Source organism: Nocardia sp. NPDC051052, assembly GCF_044456045.1.
Classification (GTDB): domain Bacteria; phylum Actinomycetota; class Actinomycetes; order Mycobacteriales; family Mycobacteriaceae; genus Nocardia.
Window position 1 is genome coordinate 1 of record NZ_JBITFL010000025.1, and the last position, 15,716, is coordinate 15,716.

The window sequence follows — 15,716 nt, forward strand, 5'->3', positions numbered from 1 at the left end:
TCGGACAAGCCACAACCCGGACTCACCACTAACCAGACTAACCCCGACCTGCAAACCACGCCTTGACACGAGAGGGGAGCCATTACCGCGCGTTCGTGGAGTCGAATCGTCACTGACTTCCGGTCTGGCTCCGGTCGTTGACAGAGCCGTCGCCGACGTGACAAACCTCCGATTCGTTAAATAGCCAAGCCACGGCCCTTTCTGCGGCGCGCAGACTGCCAAACCGTCAAGGGCATTGGGCTGCACCGATGTTGGGTGTGGCGTGGAGAGCTCGATGATAGGTTGCGCTGGTATCACTGGACGATCGAGGTAGGGCAGGCGACATGACGGCTCCGGGCAGCAGCGGCGTACCACCATGGAGCAGCGACAAGACCTACAGAACGTACGGCGAGCAGGTGTCGTACCTCGGCAAGATCTATAGCCAGAGTTTTGAGAGCACCAACAAGCCCCCGGACCGGTACAGCGCGCCATACGGTGAGCCTTGGATCTCTGTCCGGGACGACTCGTAGAGGATCGGCCATAGCACTCGTCAGCTACCAGGCTCGTTCACTTGCTGGAGGCCCGAGTCGGCCCAATCCCAACCCTGGCTCTGGAGGTCGCTTTTGGGGAAACGTCTGGTAGTCGGCTATGAGCGGGTGGTCGCGAAGAAGGGGAACCCGTCTCTGTCAACTGGGTGTGGAACGATTTGCGCTGGATCGAAAACACCTGAAACACAGTTAGGCCGAACGGGGTGACGCTGACTCGCGATGACGCATTGGCGCTACTGGCAGACTCTGTCTCGGCGCGGCGGCGACGGGGAGCAAAACGGCTGCGCGCGCTCGCAGACCCGACGACAGCGGCCCACGTCCGCACCGCGCTCGAACGCGAAGTGAGGGACAAACGCACCTGGGAACGCAGTACCAATTGATCATGGCACTGGGAACCACTGGCAGCCACAGTGATATCGAACTGTTGAAAAGATTAGCGCTGCAACCTCGCTCGGCAACGATGGTCAACACCGCCCTTGGCGACGCCATCGCCCGCCTAGGTCGCGAGGCCGACAACGACCCCGCCCCCGCCCTGCGGTGCCTGCGACAAGACGTCGAACTTCTCGCTGACGGCGCTCTACGCAGTCGCGATGCTTCAATTGGACTTGCCGGACACCGCGGTCGATCATGTCCTCGACTACGCCGAGGCCAATTTCCACGATCTCAACCATAAATACCTGCCGTACCGGCCAGGCGGTCGCAGCAGCCGGTTGGTCCGGAACTCGCGTGTGGGCGTTTCTGAGCCGGTGCTCGCAAGACGACCGCCAGATCATCGCCAAAGCCGCAACTGACGCCCTGAACGGTCGCTACGGAAACTACATGAGCGTGCTGTAATGCGCCGCAAGCCGTTAGAGGTGATCAGCGGCCAGATCCCTGCCCGAGCCGAAATCGAAACAGACGACCTCGCTGCAGATCACTTAAAACAACATCATCGACATCGCCGAAAACGCCGAGTACTGCCTGGTATACACCGTCGGCAGGCCCCTCTGGGCGGGTTGACCCCGATCGAATTCGAACCATCATGTCCCCAGCAGCTTCGCAAACGTCTTCGTCCTCCGGAGCGCGGTTCATGTGTGGGAGTGCTCAGGGCCGATCCGGCAGCCGGCACCCTGACGAAAGTAAGGGGTATGGCTGCCGATGGGGTCGGGCGGTGGTTGCCGGTCCTTCGTAACGTGCTCTCCTGACACTCGATTCGATCGGAGTACACGGTGGCGCAGGGCTGGATTTGTTGGTGGCGGGGCATGACGGCGGTGGTCGTCGGGCTGGCCGTGCTGGTGGCCGCTCCGGCGGCTAGGGCCGATGAGCCGACTCCGGACGTCATGCGGCTGATGAGCGATTATGCCCGCAACTCTGGTTATCCGGGGCTCGCGGTGGCGGTCACGAAGGGGGACCGTCTGCTGTACTCCGGCGGATACGGTCACGACTCGACGGGCGCGGCGGTGTCGGCGACAACGCCGATGCCGGTCGCCTCGGTGAGCAAGTCGTTCACCGCGCTGGCGGTGCTGCAGCTGGTGGAGGCGGGCCGGGTGCAGCTGGATGCGCCGGTGCGGCAGTATCTTCCGGAATTCCGCCTGGCCGATGCGCGGGGTGACCGGATCACGGTGCGTGAGCTTTTGAACCAGACGTCCGGAATCACCGATCAGACCCTGCGGGAGAAGAGCCTGCCGCAGCCGAGCTCCCTGGCCGAGGCCGTGCGGCGAGCCCGGCAGGCGACGCTGGCTACCGAACCCGGCACCAGGCACGCCTACACGAACACGAACTATCACCTGGCGGGCCGCCTGGTGGAAGTCGTCGCCGGGATCCCGTTCGCAGATTACTTGCGAGACAACATATTCCGGCCGCTGGGCATGCGAGACACCCTGAGTATCGACCAGACACCGCGCGATCTGCCTGACCAGGTTCATCAAGGCCACATCTATGCCTACGGCGCATCGGTGGCGCGCACCGAGCCGACACGGTTCGTCGGCGGTTCGGACGGCGTGATCACGACCGCCGCGGACATGGCGCGGTGGCTGACCATGCAGAGCTCCGGTGGCACAGCGGGCGACGGCACCCGGGTGATATCGGCGCAAAGCCTTGCGGCCATGCACAAGTCGTCGGATCCGCGCTGGACCTACGGTATGGGCTGGGAGCAGGACGATGACGGCCGAGTGCGCCACAACGGTGTGTGGTTCACTTACACCGCCAGTCAACTGCTGCTGCCCTCCGGCTATGGCATTGCAGTGCTCGGCAACAGCGGAATCGGCCTCGGCAACGAAAGCACCGACCGGTTGGCCGACGCGCTTGCCCAGTTGATCACCGGCGGTACCCCGGGGGTGTTCGCGCCGGTGCGATTGATCGTCGACATCGTCGTGGCCGCGGTCACGCTGGCGAGTGTGGCGCTCGGAATCCGAGCCCTTCGGCGGTCCCGGACCCGCGCCCGTGCGTGGTCGGGTAAACCGTTGTGGCTCACTGCGGTTCGTCTGCTGCCGCGATTACTCCCCTTGGCGGTGCTGGCGATCCTGCCGCGATTGCTGGGCGCCGTGTTCGGCGGTGGACGTGATCTGACATTCGAGCAGCTGGCGTACTACTCGTTTCCGCTGGTCGTGTGCGTCACCGTGGTGGCAGTCGCGAACGTGGGAGTTTTAGCGGCTCGCCTGGTGATGCTGGTGCGCTTCCACCGTGCCGCCACGGTGCGCACGAGTCCGGCTGGGTAACGTCGATGATCGTGATCGACAACCACCGACGACTTCCGGAAACCTGGTGGCTGGTGCTGTTCGCCGCCGCCGCCGCGGTGGATATCGCCGCGGCACAAACGATTCGCAATTCGGTGCCGGTGGGTTTCGGCGCGGTGGGCGTGGTGCTGTTGAGCGCCAGTCTGGTGTCCGGCCGCCGGATGACGCGCTCCGCACCCGGCCTGGTGGTGCTGGTGGCCGCGGCTATCGCGAATGTCGTGCTGGGTTCGATCACCGGTAGCGGTTGGGGGACCGGGATACTACTGCTTGCCCTGGTGGTCGCGCTGCCGTGGGCGCTGGGACGCTATCTGCACCAACAGGATCGGCTCGTCATGCTCACCGCACACCAGGCCCGGCTGCGGGAGCGGAGTCGAATCGCACACGACATGCACGACACTCTCGGACATGAACTGAGCCTGCTCGCATTGCGCGCCGGCGCCCTCGAATTGGATTCCGATCTGGGCCGCCGCCATCGCCACTCGGCGGGCGAGATTCGCGCCGGCGTCGCGTCGGCCACCGCCCGCCTCGCCGAGATCATCACAGTTCTGCGCGGCGACGCGCCCGCTCCGCTCGCACCCGCCACGGGACGGCTCGACGACCTCCTCGATCGGGCCGGGCGAGCCGGCATGACGGTGGAGCTCGGGCGCACCGAGGTGCCGCCGGAGGCCGAACAAGCTGTCCATCAGGTCGTCCAAGAAGCGCTGACCAACGCCATGAAGCACGCGCCCGGCATCCCCGTCCACATCGATATCGGCGCGGGATCCACCGCGACCACCGTGACCGTGACCAACCCGCTGTTGCCGGACAATCAACGCGGACCGGGCAGCCGCACAGGACTGACCGGACTGCGAGACTCCTTGCTCCGCATCGACGGAACGCTTCGTGCAGGTGTGCGGGGCCGGGTCTTCGAAGTGATCGCGGTCTTGCCGCGCAAGGGTAGTTCGTGATTCGCGTCCTGCTGGCCGATGACGAGCGGCTCATCCGCGCCGGCGTGCGCGCCATTCTCGCGACCGATCCCGTGATCGAGGTGGTGGCCGAGGCCGCCGACGGCCGGGAAGCTGTCGATCTAGCGTTGGCGCATCACCCCGACGTCGCACTGCTGGACATCCGCATGCCGCATCTCGACGGCCTCGCGGCGAGCGCCGAGATCGCCCGGATGCTGCCCGATGTCGGCGTGGCCGTACTGACCACCTTCGGCGAAGACGAGTACATCACTCGGGCCCTCGATGGCGGCGCGCGTGGCTTCCTGCTCAAATCCGGCGATCCGCGCGAACTGTTGGCGGGCGTCCACGCGGTCGCGTCCGGTGGCGCCTACCTGTCGCAAGGCGTGGCCGTCCGCGTGCTCGGCGCCCTGCGCTCGCCGGGTTCGCCCGAGTCGCGAGCCGCGGTGCAGCGCCTCACCGCGCGCGAAAGTGACGTCCTCGCGCTGCTCGCGACCGGACTGTCGAACGCTCAGATCGCCGGTCGGTTGCACTTGGTCGAGGGCACCGTCAAAGGCCACGTCAGCGCAATCCTCACCCAGCTCGGGCTCGAAAACCGGGTACAGGCCGCGTTATTGGCCCATAAGGCAGGTCTCGTTTCCGGTTGATCGCACTCCGAATGCCCGCTCAGCCCTCGGTCTGCCCGTAGATCCTGTGGCCCGGTACAGGTCGACTTGTGGTCGGCGCTTGCAGTTGAGTTCCGGGTCGGGGATCAACGTTGACGAGGGACTCGGACGGCAGCCAGTTGGGTGGCCCAGGCGACGAGGTTGCCTGCGCTGTCCCAGGTTTCGGCCGTCTCGTGCATCCGGTCGGCGGTGACATCGGTGGCCTGCATGATGACGCGGAGCGGGCCCGGCGCGGGTCGGCGGCGAAGGTAGCCGGTGAAGCTGGTCGTGGGTGCCCAGCCGGGCAATCCCAGAGTGAGGGAGGCCGGGGGGATCGGGTCCAAGGCGATCAGCAAGCTGAGCGAATCCCAGTCCGAGCCGTCGGCCAGGCGCAGCCATGCGGCGATCCGGCCCGCCATGGAGGGCCGACCGGCGACGAAACCCAAGGTCGACGGGTCCAGCCGGTGTTCGACGACCTCCAGCAGCGGCACCGGAAACGGCGCGCCCGGCGGATTTGCCGGGGAATGGAAGCAACCATGCTCGGCCGGGACGGTGGGCGCGGTCGAGGTCGTCCACCACGGGTCGGAATCTTCGAGCAGACCGAGGGTGATCAGAGCTTCGATGCAGGGCCGGCCGTTCTGCTCGAGTCGCGCGCGCAGCTGGGTCGAATTGCGCCCAGCGCGAAGAACTTCGACGGCGATCCTCGCCGCGCCAGGTGCCGGCGGTGCCAGGAACGAGGCACTGATCGCGGTGAGGTCTGAGTGCTCGGAGCAGGCTGTGGCCGCGCGGGCCAGCACCGCCATCAGGTAGCCGCCGTGGAGCTTGTCACCTATGGCCCATTGCGGGTCGAGGTCGGCCGCGAAGGCGTTGTCGCTCGGGAGTACCGCCGTCGCTTCGGCAAAGGTCTGCATTGCCTCACATTGACACCGTCAGGTTGACACTGTCAATATGGTCGGATGGAAACCAGGAGGGTGCGGGCCAATCCCGGCGAGGGCGGCCGGCTCCGGGAAGAGATTTTGGCGGCCGCCGAGCAGTTGCTCGAGGCGACCGGCACCGATGAGGCAGTGACGGTGCGCGCTGTCGCCAAGGCCGCCGGAGTTTCCACTCCGTCGGTCTACCTGCACTTCGCCGATCGTGAGGCACTGCTCGAGGCGGTCTGCTTCCGGGTTTGGGGCCAGCTGGAAGAGCTGTTCCATCGCTCTCGGGTAGCGGATCCGTTCCATTCCCTCGGCCGGTTCGGCCGCGCCTACGTCAAGTTCGCACTCGCCCATCCCGTCCAATACCGGGTCCTGCTGATGCGCACGTCCAGTTCCGAAAACCCAGCCGCGACAACCTGTTTCCGGTTGATGACCGAGGCGATCGCCACCTGCGTCGACACCGGGCTGATGCGGGGCGACCCCGGCACGCTGGCCCTGCACCTGTGGTCGGCGGCGCACGGCTGCGTCACGTTGCTCATCACCCAGCCCGATCTGCCCTGGCCCGAGGATCTGGATGCCTTCATCGACAACACGATCCGCATGGCGGGTTTCGGCGTCGCTCTCCAAAGCCGCCTGCCCGGCGTGCGGACCAGCCCCGAACTCGCCACCGCGCTGGACCACCTACGCGCAGACTGATATTCGGCTCTGCCCATCGGCCGGCGGCAAAACGATAACGGCCGGCACGCTACGGCGAGTTCTCCCGACGCGAGTGAATATCCCGTTGGCTCATCAGCGCCCTGATCGTGTCAAGCGCCGAACTTCATGGGCTTGAACGGGCTTCTGACGTGGCATGCTTGCACGGTCAATAGTCGGGAAATCCCTTGCGGATGAAGGTTTTTACAGTGATTGCCTCGAACCGGACCGGTCTCGCGCTCGCGGCGCTCGGCACAGTAGCCTGGGCGGTCGCATTGGGCGCGCCCCAGGCCGGCGCCGCGGGTTTACACCAACCGTGATCGTCCGGCTCCGGGTAGACCGCCAATTCCCCTGGGCCAAAAATGCGCGAACGATAAGAGGCGAGGTAGTTCTCGGCCATCTCCCGCGCGATGTCAACGTTCATGCTGAGACTCTAGTTCGGCTCACGGCACCTCCGACCGGCTCGATCACGCACATCGGCAATATGGTGGGTTGAGTTGTCTCAGCTGATCACCGGGTTCGACGCGAGATCGATGGTGAAGGTCACGCGGTCGAGTCCTGGGCCGTCGTAGTCCGGTCGAACCTGCGAGGCCATGAAGCCGAGTTGAGCGTGAAAGGCCTGGGACGCAACGTTTTCCGGGCTGGTGATGCATTGTATGTAGCGCCGCCCGCGGGTGTGGGCCAGAGCAAAGAATGCCCGATAGAGGGCATGTCCGACGCCTTGCCCGCGCAGCGCCGGGTCGACGCCCACGAAATGCACGTAGGCGGACTCGGAGTCGGTCTGGGACAGGAAACCCACGAGGAACGCAGCGATTTCACCATTGTTCGATTCGACGACGAAACTGGTGGTGGTGAAGTGCTGGAAGTAGAGCCGAGGCAACAGCAATGCCCGCTCCATCGCGCCCGCGGGCCCTTTCAGCCCGCCCCACCAGGTGTCCAGTACCGCCAGTACGCGCGCGTGGTCGTCCTCGCGGAGGTGCCGCGGTGTCAGGCCGTCGGGAAGATCATTGAACACCTGTGCAGTCTGCCATGCTCGCGGCCAGGCAATCTCAGATGCCGAGCCGGATCGAAGCGTTCGCGGATGTGCGCGACGGGGTCCCTGGCCTGGCCCAGAGTCACGTCCATCCCGACGCCGCGTTGCTATGTTGGGGTGTGATCACTTGTGTCGTCGAGTACGTCATCGACGCTCGGAAGATTGACGCGTTCGAGCGCTTCGCCACTCGATGGATGGAGCTGGTCGATCGCCACGGTGGCACGCATCACGGCTACTTTCTTCCAGCCGAGGGCGCGAGCGACAAAGCTCTTGCGCTGTTCAGCTTTTCGAGCCTGGCTGTCTACGAACAGTATCGTGCGCGTTTCGGTATCGACCCCGATTTTCTGGAAGCGGACCGAATCCGAGATGAGAGCGGATGCGTGCTCCGTTACGAACGGACCTTCATGCGCCCGCTACTGCCTGGACACGACGATAACCGCCGCCTGGCACCCGACCACGGTCCGCCGCGCGCATAACTCGCGGAGGAGTGTCTCGCGCGAACGTTGCTCATCAGCGCCACGGTGATCGCCGCGGTCGCGGTTATGGTCCGATTGTCTTGGTAGGCACAGTATGTCGCTGTGTCTACCGGCAGGGTTGCGAAATGAACCAACAGTTCCGATAGTTGCCGCTGCGACGAACGCGCGGGTCGCGGCATTACAGGACGTTTGCCGACGAACACCCACCTCCGATTCGAGCCGAGCGGCGAGAAGCGGGACGGGTCGACTGTGCCTTCGGACCAAGAGGCTCGTCGCATCGGATCTGGTGGCGCAACAGCGTCGGTAAGGCTCAACCTCGAAACGACCTTCCACCGATGCCTGCACAGTGCGGCCGGAGCTGTCCCCCGCGTCGCGCACCACTTCGCTGTGCTGAGAAGATGCCCGGTGCCGGGGATCGCCTCGGGAGAAGGGACATGTCAATGCGACGAACAGCTTTCATTGTGTCGGCGCTGGTGGTCGTCACCTGCGGCCTCACCGCGGTTTCTGGTAGTGCGGGCGCGGTCGACGATAAGGCGACCTGCGTCTCCTTCAACGAGGCCTGGACCGATTTGAACAACCGGCTCGGAGCACTCGGCGGCCCGGGCTCGTTCTCCGAACTGCGGCGGATCTACCTCGACACAGCGGAGGATCTCCGCGTCGTGGCGGACGCCGCGGATCAGGGATCGCTGAAAGACGCGCTCAATACTTCTGCGGCACACATGAATCGGCTCGAGACCGCGACGAACATGGATGACTTCTACAGGGTGATGGAGGATCCCGCTCTCATCGCTGCGTTGGACGTGGCTGGCACTCCCTGCGGTCTCTGATCTCGCTCGGCGTGCGCTGGGCGGCGTGACCGGCCCGCCGTAGTGGCCGGTCTCTCGAGCGCGCGCCGCGCAGCGAGTTCGATCGCCGATGGAGTCAGCTCAGAGTCGACCGTCGAACAATCGCGAGTCGGCCGGTTCGGTCAGCGCGGTATGCGACATGACCGGATGTCGATTAGCGGCGGTAATGTTGCCTCTGCGAGGGGCTGAAATGCGCGAGCCCACTTCTGGGTGGGCATCGGTGATCAGTTTTGTCGTCTGCGTCGAGGACCGCACGCTCGCATCCACCGACGTCAGCCACGCCGCCAACGACTGCCTTAACCTTTCGACTTCCTTCCGCCACCAGAACGCCTTAGGCATTCGTTGTCGGCGGATCCGGGCAGAGCGCCGCGTAGGGCCAAGCGTGCTCCACTACCTCCGTGGCCACCGCTAGGGCTTGCTCTGCTGTCTCGACATCAGGTTCCCACCCGGCGTGGACCGCCTTGTTCCTGACATCAGCCAGCTTGGACGTAATGGAGTTCCGACTGGCCGTCACACCTCCGATCCTGGTGAGGACCTTCGTAACCTCGGCGATCCCCTTGCACTGTTCAAGCAGTTGGTCAACAACAACGGGATCTGCTTTGGCATGCCGTCGAATCTGATCTGAAAGGGAAATCTCTGCGCCGGTGCACGCGTCGATGACGGCACGTCGAGTCTGACCTGCCTTCAGCCACGACCGTGCTTCCCGCAAGTACAACCACCCTTGTGGTGGCAACGAGCCCCTGCCAGCGAGATGCAGGCACCTCGCAAGAACGGCGGAATCCGGAATGTTCACTGCTCGCTGGCGAGGCATTGCGTCTGACCGTCGACTCCACTTGAGTCGCTTTGCAGTACCACCGGGGTGGTCACCAATATGGGCAGTCAGAGCGTGTCCCTGCGTTGGCGGCCCGCCGGTTCCGCGTTGATGGCCAAGCAGATCAAGGTCGGTGTAGATATCCAACCACGCTTCCAAACTGAGCCACCAGTCCTTCGAACCTGATTCGATTTCCAGACAGGTATTTTCCACGTCCGACTCCGACCCCACCTCCTCGAGTCGGTATGCGAGACAAGAAATCTGAGCGGAACGGCAATACCCTCCGTCAGTAGTGCTGACTATCCCCCAGACCCGGCCGCCAGCTTGATCCGGATACACATATTGTGTGTCCGGAGCAGCGAGCATCGGCATTATGCCGAGGAGCAGCTCCTCGCCGATCCTCGGCAACAGAACCGTCACCTTATGGCCAGCGATCGTCGTCCGGTACTGTCCACCAACGCAATCCGCCTGCACGAACAAGTCTGGGCAGTACGCGAAGGTCCCTTCGACCACCGTGACTTCCTCCTGTGCGGTCATGACCTCCAGAGTGACAGAAGTCCGACATCCAGAAGACTGAATCCCCCCGGTGTGTCCGGGGACTTCATCTTCTATGAAGGATGAAGTCGTGTCGTCGAGGAAGAAATACCCGGCCGAGTTGCGTGAGCGGGCTGTGCGGATGTATGGCGAGATACGGGATCAGCACGAGTCGGAATGGGCCGCGATGCGTGCGGTCGCCGAGCTGCTGGGTGTGGGGACCCCGGAAACGGTCCGCAAGTGGGTGCGCCGAGGTCAGGTCGATGTGAATGCCCGCCCGGGTGTCACGACCGAGGAGTCCGATGAGTTGAAGCGGTTGCGGCGCGAGAACGCAGAACTCAAGCGCGCCAACGCAATTCTGAAATCGGCGTCGATTTTCTTCGCGGCCGAACTGGACCGGCCACAGCGCTGACTGTCAGATATATCAGCGAGCATCAGGGCCGTCGCGACAATGGTGGCCTGCGATGGGGTGTCGAGTTGATCTGCGCCGTGCCCACCGAGCTCGGGGTGAAGATCGCCCCATCGACCTATTACGAGCACCGCAACCGGATCCCGACCGAACGCGAGCAACGCGAGGAGGAACTGAGAGTAGAGATCACACGGGTGCACACGCAGAACTACGGCGTCTACGGCGCCAAAGGTATGGCTGCAACTGAATCGGGAACGAATCCGGGTCGTCCGCTGCACCGTAGAGCGATTGATGGGCGAGCTGGGACTGCGTGGGGCGGTGCGTGGGCGGGTCACACGCACCACGATCGCCGATCCGACCGCACCCCGGCCAGGCGGATCTCGTGCAACGCAGGTTCGCCCCCGCGGCCCCTGGCGCACAGTCGATCACGTCGAGCTGGCCACCGCGGAATGGGTCGATTGGTTCAACCACCGGCGCCTCTACCAGCACTGCGGTGACATACCACCCGCCCAGATGGAAACCGCCTACTACTCTCAACAACCAGCCCAGCAAACCGCTGAGCTGTCGCACCCGTAAGTCTCCGGACACACCGGGGGGATTCAGTATCGGAAATATTGCCTCAAGATGACCTTGGGGCGGTACTCCCCAATGCTCCCCAGATTGTTGGCACCGGAAAGTCTGTGAAAGCAGAACAGTCTTGCAGCACAGGACATTACGGACGATGCACTCGCCCGGCCGTCTGCGCTGCTCCCAATGCGGACGCACCACGGTCGGCACACGTGCCACTGGACGCACCCGCAGCTACCGCTACTACACATGGATCATACCCGCGTGCGCGGGGAGCACCCGGGCTCACACCAGCGCAAGCTGGATGGCTGCGGATCATCCCCGCGTGCGCAGGGAGCACGCCATGTCACCGAGCGCCGCTTCGTGTTCAAGCGGATCATCCCTGCGTGCGCGAGGACCACTGCTGGGCGGTTGGTCGTCGCAGCACCGTGGCGGGATTATCCCCGCGTGCGCGGGGAGCACTGCGTCTCCTGCATCGCGCCCTCGGCATCACGCGGATCATCCCCGCGTGCGCGGGGAGCACACTTGTTGACCGGGCAGTTTGTATGCCAAATCTTCGATTTTCATTCGGTTTGCTCGCCACAGCCAGTGAGACCAGAGAGACCAGAGAGACCCTTCCACGACAACTCGACACCCGTGAAAGTGGGTGCCCAGCGATACGGTCTGCAAGGTCGACCAAGTAGCACGGCCTCGGCAAGTGGGTGAGCGTTTCAACGAGCCGCCAACTCCCCGCTGCCGAGCCTGCTCGCCCGGCGTGGGGCTGTTGATTCCCCTGCTGAATTCCGGAGTTCCCGAGCATCAGGGACCCGTGTCGAAACGGCGCGGCGGATGTCAGCACTAGCGGAAACAGAGGCCATCAACATGCGCAAGCCGGAACGCACACCGAACCCAAGTCGCTACGTATCCATCAAGTCGGCAGCCGAACGCGCCAGCGTCAGCACGGACACCATCAGGCGGATGATCGCTGACGGCAACCTTCCCGCCTATAGATTCCGCGGCCAGGTACGCATCGCAATCGAAGACATTGATGACGCTATGCGTCCGATCCGATGAGCGGATTGCCGAGGTACGGCGCCACTATGAACCCAGGATTCTGCACGTATTCCGCACGCACACGATATATCGACATCAAAACTGGCGATGACCTGCCGTTTCTTGGTGGTCCCAGCTGGTTTCGAACCAGCGACCTTCCGCGTGTGAGGCGGACGCTCTCCCGCTGAGCTATGGGACCTGAACTCATGCCACATGGTGGCGGGCCGGAGGGCGTGGGAGCGCCTTCCGAACGAGATGGAACATTAGCATGCGGCACCGGCGGTTCACCAAATCGCCACCCGGACAGGGGCGGAACGTGCTGGGCGGCAGTCCGTCTCGGTGGGGTCGTGACTGGGCCCACTCCCCCGGTCTCGGTAGTCGCGCCAGGCCGCAGAATCCTCCCAAACCACATCGGCCACCTCCGCCACTCTGGCAACCTTGCCGATTTCCCCCGTTCTACCAGCGGATTTGTAGCTTTCACCGGGCGTCCGCTAATGTTCTGTCTCGCACCACGGAGGCCAAAACGGTCACCGAGATGCACATGCGGATGTGGCGCAGTGGTAGCGCATCACCTTGCCAAGGTGAGGGTCGCGGGTTCGAATCCCGTCATCCGCTCGAAGAGGTAGGGCCAGGCAATTAGTTTAGCCGTCCCCCTTCGCACGGTGGAGTGGCCGAGTGGTGAGGCAACGGCCTGCAAAGCCGTGCACACGGGTTCGATTCCCGTCTCCACCTCGCGCGATTAGCTCAGCGGGAGAGCGCTTCCCTGACACGGAAGAGGTCACTGGTTCAATCCCAGTATCGCGCACCACCGTAGTACCAGGTCAGCCCCGGTTCTCACCGGGGCTGTTTCTGTCTGTGCCCAACCTGTGCCCAATCGTCGCCCTCGCCGAGGGTGGGATGTCGCAGTCACGCGATTCTCGATGCGCTTGGTCTAGCGCCGTTAGTAAGCCAGTGGCGCAGTCAATGTTGCCGGCGCAGTGGTTCAAGGCCAAGAAACTCGACCTCACACGCAGCCCGACTTCACACGAAGCCCGGCCTGGTCCATGCCTGGCGGAATGCAACGACGGCTCCTGGATCGCCTTGTGCTCCTTGGTGATTCCGAAAAAAGGGCGGAATTGCATTTGCTGCAGCACTCGACGCCGTCGCGCAAAGTCGATTTAGCCTGGTCGTACCCGTCTAGTCGGCGTTGAGGTCGCGGGAGGCGTCGGGAGTGACCTGCGGCTGACCTCTGACGCATCGTTGCACGCTATACAACAGGTGGGTGACTCGGTTTGCTCCTAATTCGGCGCATCTTGTGTTGGCGGGCAACGTTGTTCATCTGGATCCGGCACCGCCGGTGTTCGAGGCGATGCTGTTCCCTGTCAAGTCAGCGTGTTGAGATCTCGAAGCCAGGTTCCTTGTTTGTCGTTTGCCACCCGTTGTGGGACAACCACGTTGCTAGTCGTGGGACCACCGATAGCGGGTCATCCGCTGAGAGAACATGGTCAGATCCGCTGCGCGAACCGATCATTGCGACAGCTGTGGACCGTCCGATAGTGCCGAGTTCAGGGTGTTTGCGGGCCGCATAGCAGGGCACGGTAACGCGGCAGAGGGTGGTTTAGCGCCTCCCCATACAGGGCGACACTGGAGGGCCGAGAATCCTCCATCTCTCACGCAGCACGCGTATCCCACGCAAATGTCCGCGGCCGGGCGCTCGTCCGGGATCGGCGCCCGGCTCGATGCTGGCAACAGCGCGGCGGACCATCCCGGCGCGCGATGCCGGCGGGGCGTCGGCGATGCTGTGGGCGTGGAGTACGTGTGCAGAGTGCCGCGACCGCCGCTGGACGGGCTGATCGACGACCTCTACTACCTGGAGGGTGCGCCGCCGTACGCCCGGCTGACGCTGCCGCCGATGCCGTCGGCGTTGCTCATCGTCAACCTCGGGGCGCCGTTCCGCATCCGCGCCGGCACCGACATCGAGACGGCCGAGTACGCCGACGGCTGCGTGGTCACCATGCCCACCCGCGCGTTGGAGTTCGGCTACCCGCTCCCGACCCGGTCCGTCGGCGTGCACTTCAAGCCGTGGGGGCTGGCGCCGTTCCTGCCGATGCCCGCGGCCGAGCTCTGTGACCGGCCGGTGACGGTAGAGCAGGTTTGGGGCCGGCCCGCCATTGCTGAGCTGCGAGACCGGCTGGCCACGGCGGACGGACCGCACGAGATGCTGGCGCTGCTCGAGGAGGAGCTGATGCGACGGCTGTGCGAGACCGCCGGTCTGGGGCTGGTCCGCCATACGAGCAGCGTCATCGCGGCGACCAGCGGGGCGGTGGCGATCGGCGACCTGAGCGTGGCAGCCGGTGTCAGCAGCACCCATCTGGCACAGCGGTTCAAGCAGCTCATCGGCGTCACGCCGAAGCGGCTGGCCCGCACCTACCGCTTCGCCGCCACCGTGTTCACGATCAACCCCGCCGGACCGATCGACTGGAGCGACCTCGCCGGTGGCGCAGGCTACTTCGACCAGGCCCACTTCGGCCACGAGTTCCGGGCGTTCACTGGGCTCACGCCGACGCGGTACGTCGAAGTCCGGCGGCGGTTCCTGCGCGAACATCCCGGCCACGCGCTGGACGGCTGGCCGCTGCCTGCCGATTGATTTCTTACAAGAGCGGCAGCTCACGACACGCTAATTTGGGGGCACCCCAAAAGCAGAGGAGAGCCCCGTGGGCAAGGTGGCCATGTACAGCTCGGTGTCGGTGGACGGCTTCGTCGCGGACGAGAATGACCAGCCCGGACCGTTGTTCGACTGGTTGTCCAACGGTGACGTCCCGTTGGACGGGAGCGGCGAGGTGAAGGTGTCGCAGACGTCCTACGACTACATCCGGCCGTACTGGGACCTGATCGGGGCGACGGTCGTCGGCCGCCACGTTTTCGACATAACGGACGGCTGGGACGGAAAGCCTCCGGGCGGGATCGACCACGTGGTCGTCGTGACGCACCGGCCGCAGCCCGAGGGCTGGGACCCCGAGGCGCCGTTTCACTTCGTCGACGGCGTCGAGGCAGCCGTGGCCAAGGCGCAGGAGCTCGCGGGTGACCGCATGGTCGAGGTCGCCGCTGGCGACGTCGGTGGCCAGGTGCTTGCCGCAGGTCTGGTCGACGAGGTGCGCATGGACGTCGTACCCGTCGTGTTCGGGTCCGGCAAGCGCTACTTCGGGTCGGCCGACGTGCAGCACCTGCTGGAGGATCCCGACGTGGTGATTCAGGGCAACCGGGTGCTTCACCTGCGCTATCGGATGCGCCGTTGACCGATCCGAGCTGGTCGAGCGCGCGATCAACGGCATCGAGCTGCCCAACTACCCGGGGGTGCCGGACTCCGAAACTCCGGCCGGATCGCCAATCACCTCGTCGAGCCACCATGTGCATCGGCCGAGATGAGCCGATGGCGTTGCGAGGACACGGGTTTCGGCTGATCTGGGGATGATCGAGAACTGATCTTCGGGGTGGGGGTGGTCCGTAGGTTGGCTGGTGGGTCGGGCCCCTGGATTGGAGAGTTGTACATGGGTCACAAGTTGGGCTTCGGACTGGGCGTTGCCGCCTTGTTCG

Annotated in this window: 13 protein-coding genes, 4 tRNA genes and 1 pseudogene; 13 read left to right on the top strand and 5 right to left on the bottom strand. The window is 64.5% G+C overall.

Annotation, left to right across the window (positions count from 1 at the left end):
- Positions 1-1,768 precede the first annotated feature (1,768 nt).
- The 3 genes from ACIBCN_RS43500 to ACIBCN_RS43510 are packed head-to-tail and all read left to right on the top strand — an operon-like array spanning position 1,769 to position 4,829.
- On the top strand, positions 1,769-3,223 hold the full coding sequence (locus ACIBCN_RS43500; RefSeq protein WP_396998611.1) for a serine hydrolase domain-containing protein: 1,455 nt from the start codon (positions 1,769-1,771) through the stop codon (positions 3,221-3,223).
- A gap of 11 nt (positions 3,224-3,234) precedes the next feature.
- On the top strand, positions 3,235-4,188 hold the full coding sequence (locus tag ACIBCN_RS43505; RefSeq protein WP_396998613.1) for a sensor histidine kinase: 954 nt from the start codon (positions 3,235-3,237) through the stop codon (positions 4,186-4,188).
- Positions 4,185-4,829, top strand: coding sequence for a response regulator (locus ACIBCN_RS43510; protein ID WP_396998614.1), 645 nt, complete (start codon positions 4,185-4,187; stop codon positions 4,827-4,829). Before ACIBCN_RS43505 ends, ACIBCN_RS43510 begins: the two co-directional genes overlap by 4 nt.
- Positions 4,830-4,933: 104 nt before the next feature.
- Here the strand turns inward: ACIBCN_RS43510 and ACIBCN_RS43515 are convergent, their stop codons facing one another.
- On the bottom strand, positions 4,934-5,737 hold the full coding sequence (locus ACIBCN_RS43515) for a thioesterase family protein (protein WP_396998616.1): 804 nt from the start codon (positions 5,735-5,737) through the stop codon (positions 4,934-4,936).
- Positions 5,738-5,782: 45 nt separating this feature from the next.
- Between ACIBCN_RS43515 and ACIBCN_RS43520 the strand changes: the two genes are divergently transcribed.
- The gene (locus tag ACIBCN_RS43520; protein ID WP_396998618.1) at positions 5,783-6,439 is read left to right on the top strand and encodes a TetR/AcrR family transcriptional regulator; all 657 of its coding nucleotides are present in this window, start codon (positions 5,783-5,785) and stop codon (positions 6,437-6,439) included.
- A 166-nt stretch (positions 6,440-6,605) separates the two neighbouring features.
- Here ACIBCN_RS43520 and ACIBCN_RS43525 read toward each other — a convergent pair whose 3' ends face one another.
- Both ACIBCN_RS43525 and ACIBCN_RS43530 read right to left on the bottom strand, forming a co-directional pair.
- Positions 6,606-6,860 carry a hypothetical protein gene (locus tag ACIBCN_RS43525; RefSeq protein ID WP_396998620.1) on the bottom strand — a complete coding sequence of 85 codons (255 nt, stop codon included), beginning with the start codon at positions 6,858-6,860 and terminating at the stop codon, positions 6,606-6,608.
- Positions 6,861-6,938: 78 nt separating this feature from the next.
- Entirely contained in the window at positions 6,939-7,451 is a 513-nt protein-coding gene (locus ACIBCN_RS43530) for a GNAT family N-acetyltransferase (RefSeq protein WP_396998622.1), read from the bottom strand.
- A gap of 38 nt (positions 7,452-7,489) precedes the next feature.
- On the opposite strand from ACIBCN_RS43530, the gene ACIBCN_RS43535 reads away from it, so the two are divergent.
- Both ACIBCN_RS43535 and ACIBCN_RS43540 read left to right on the top strand, forming a co-directional pair.
- The gene (locus tag ACIBCN_RS43535; RefSeq protein WP_396998624.1) at positions 7,490-7,945 is read left to right on the top strand and encodes an NIPSNAP family protein; all 456 of its coding nucleotides are present in this window, start codon (positions 7,490-7,492) and stop codon (positions 7,943-7,945) included.
- A gap of 440 nt (positions 7,946-8,385) precedes the next feature.
- Positions 8,386-8,772, top strand: coding sequence for a hypothetical protein (locus ACIBCN_RS43540; RefSeq protein ID WP_396998626.1), 387 nt, complete (start codon positions 8,386-8,388; stop codon positions 8,770-8,772).
- A gap of 349 nt (positions 8,773-9,121) precedes the next feature.
- Here ACIBCN_RS43540 and ACIBCN_RS43545 read toward each other — a convergent pair whose 3' ends face one another.
- A complete protein-coding gene (locus tag ACIBCN_RS43545) occupies positions 9,122-10,138 on the bottom strand; it encodes a hypothetical protein (RefSeq protein ID WP_396998628.1) in 1,017 nt (338 codons plus the stop codon).
- Positions 10,139-10,226: 88 nt separating this feature from the next.
- Between ACIBCN_RS43545 and ACIBCN_RS43550 the strand changes: the two are divergent.
- Positions 10,227-11,120, top strand: a pseudogene (locus tag ACIBCN_RS43550) (IS3 family transposase).
- An 819-nt stretch (positions 11,121-11,939) separates the two neighbouring features.
- Positions 11,940-12,164 (top strand): excisionase family DNA-binding protein, encoded by a 225-nt coding sequence (locus ACIBCN_RS43555; protein ID WP_396998630.1) that lies wholly within the window; start codon positions 11,940-11,942, stop codon positions 12,162-12,164.
- Between the two features lie 103 nt (positions 12,165-12,267).
- Here ACIBCN_RS43555 and ACIBCN_RS43560 read toward each other — a convergent pair.
- Positions 12,268-12,342 (bottom strand) — tRNA-Val (locus ACIBCN_RS43560).
- A 344-nt stretch (positions 12,343-12,686) separates the two neighbouring features.
- On the opposite strand from ACIBCN_RS43560, the gene ACIBCN_RS43565 reads away from it, so the two are divergent.
- The 5 genes from ACIBCN_RS43565 (at position 12,687) to ACIBCN_RS43585 (ending at position 15,418) form a co-directional block, all read left to right on the top strand.
- A tRNA-Gly gene (locus ACIBCN_RS43565) sits at positions 12,687-12,758 on the top strand.
- A 46-nt stretch (positions 12,759-12,804) separates the two neighbouring features.
- Positions 12,805-12,875, top strand: a tRNA-Cys gene (locus ACIBCN_RS43570).
- A gap of 1 nt (position 12,876) precedes the next feature.
- Positions 12,877-12,951 (top strand) — tRNA-Val (locus ACIBCN_RS43575).
- A gap of 996 nt (positions 12,952-13,947) precedes the next feature.
- A complete protein-coding gene (locus ACIBCN_RS43580) occupies positions 13,948-14,769 on the top strand; it encodes a helix-turn-helix domain-containing protein (RefSeq protein WP_396998632.1) in 822 nt (273 codons plus the stop codon).
- 67 nt (positions 14,770-14,836) lie between these two features.
- Positions 14,837-15,418, top strand: coding sequence for a dihydrofolate reductase family protein (locus ACIBCN_RS43585; protein ID WP_396998634.1), 582 nt, complete (start codon positions 14,837-14,839; stop codon positions 15,416-15,418).
- The last annotated feature ends 298 nt before the right edge of the window (positions 15,419-15,716 follow it).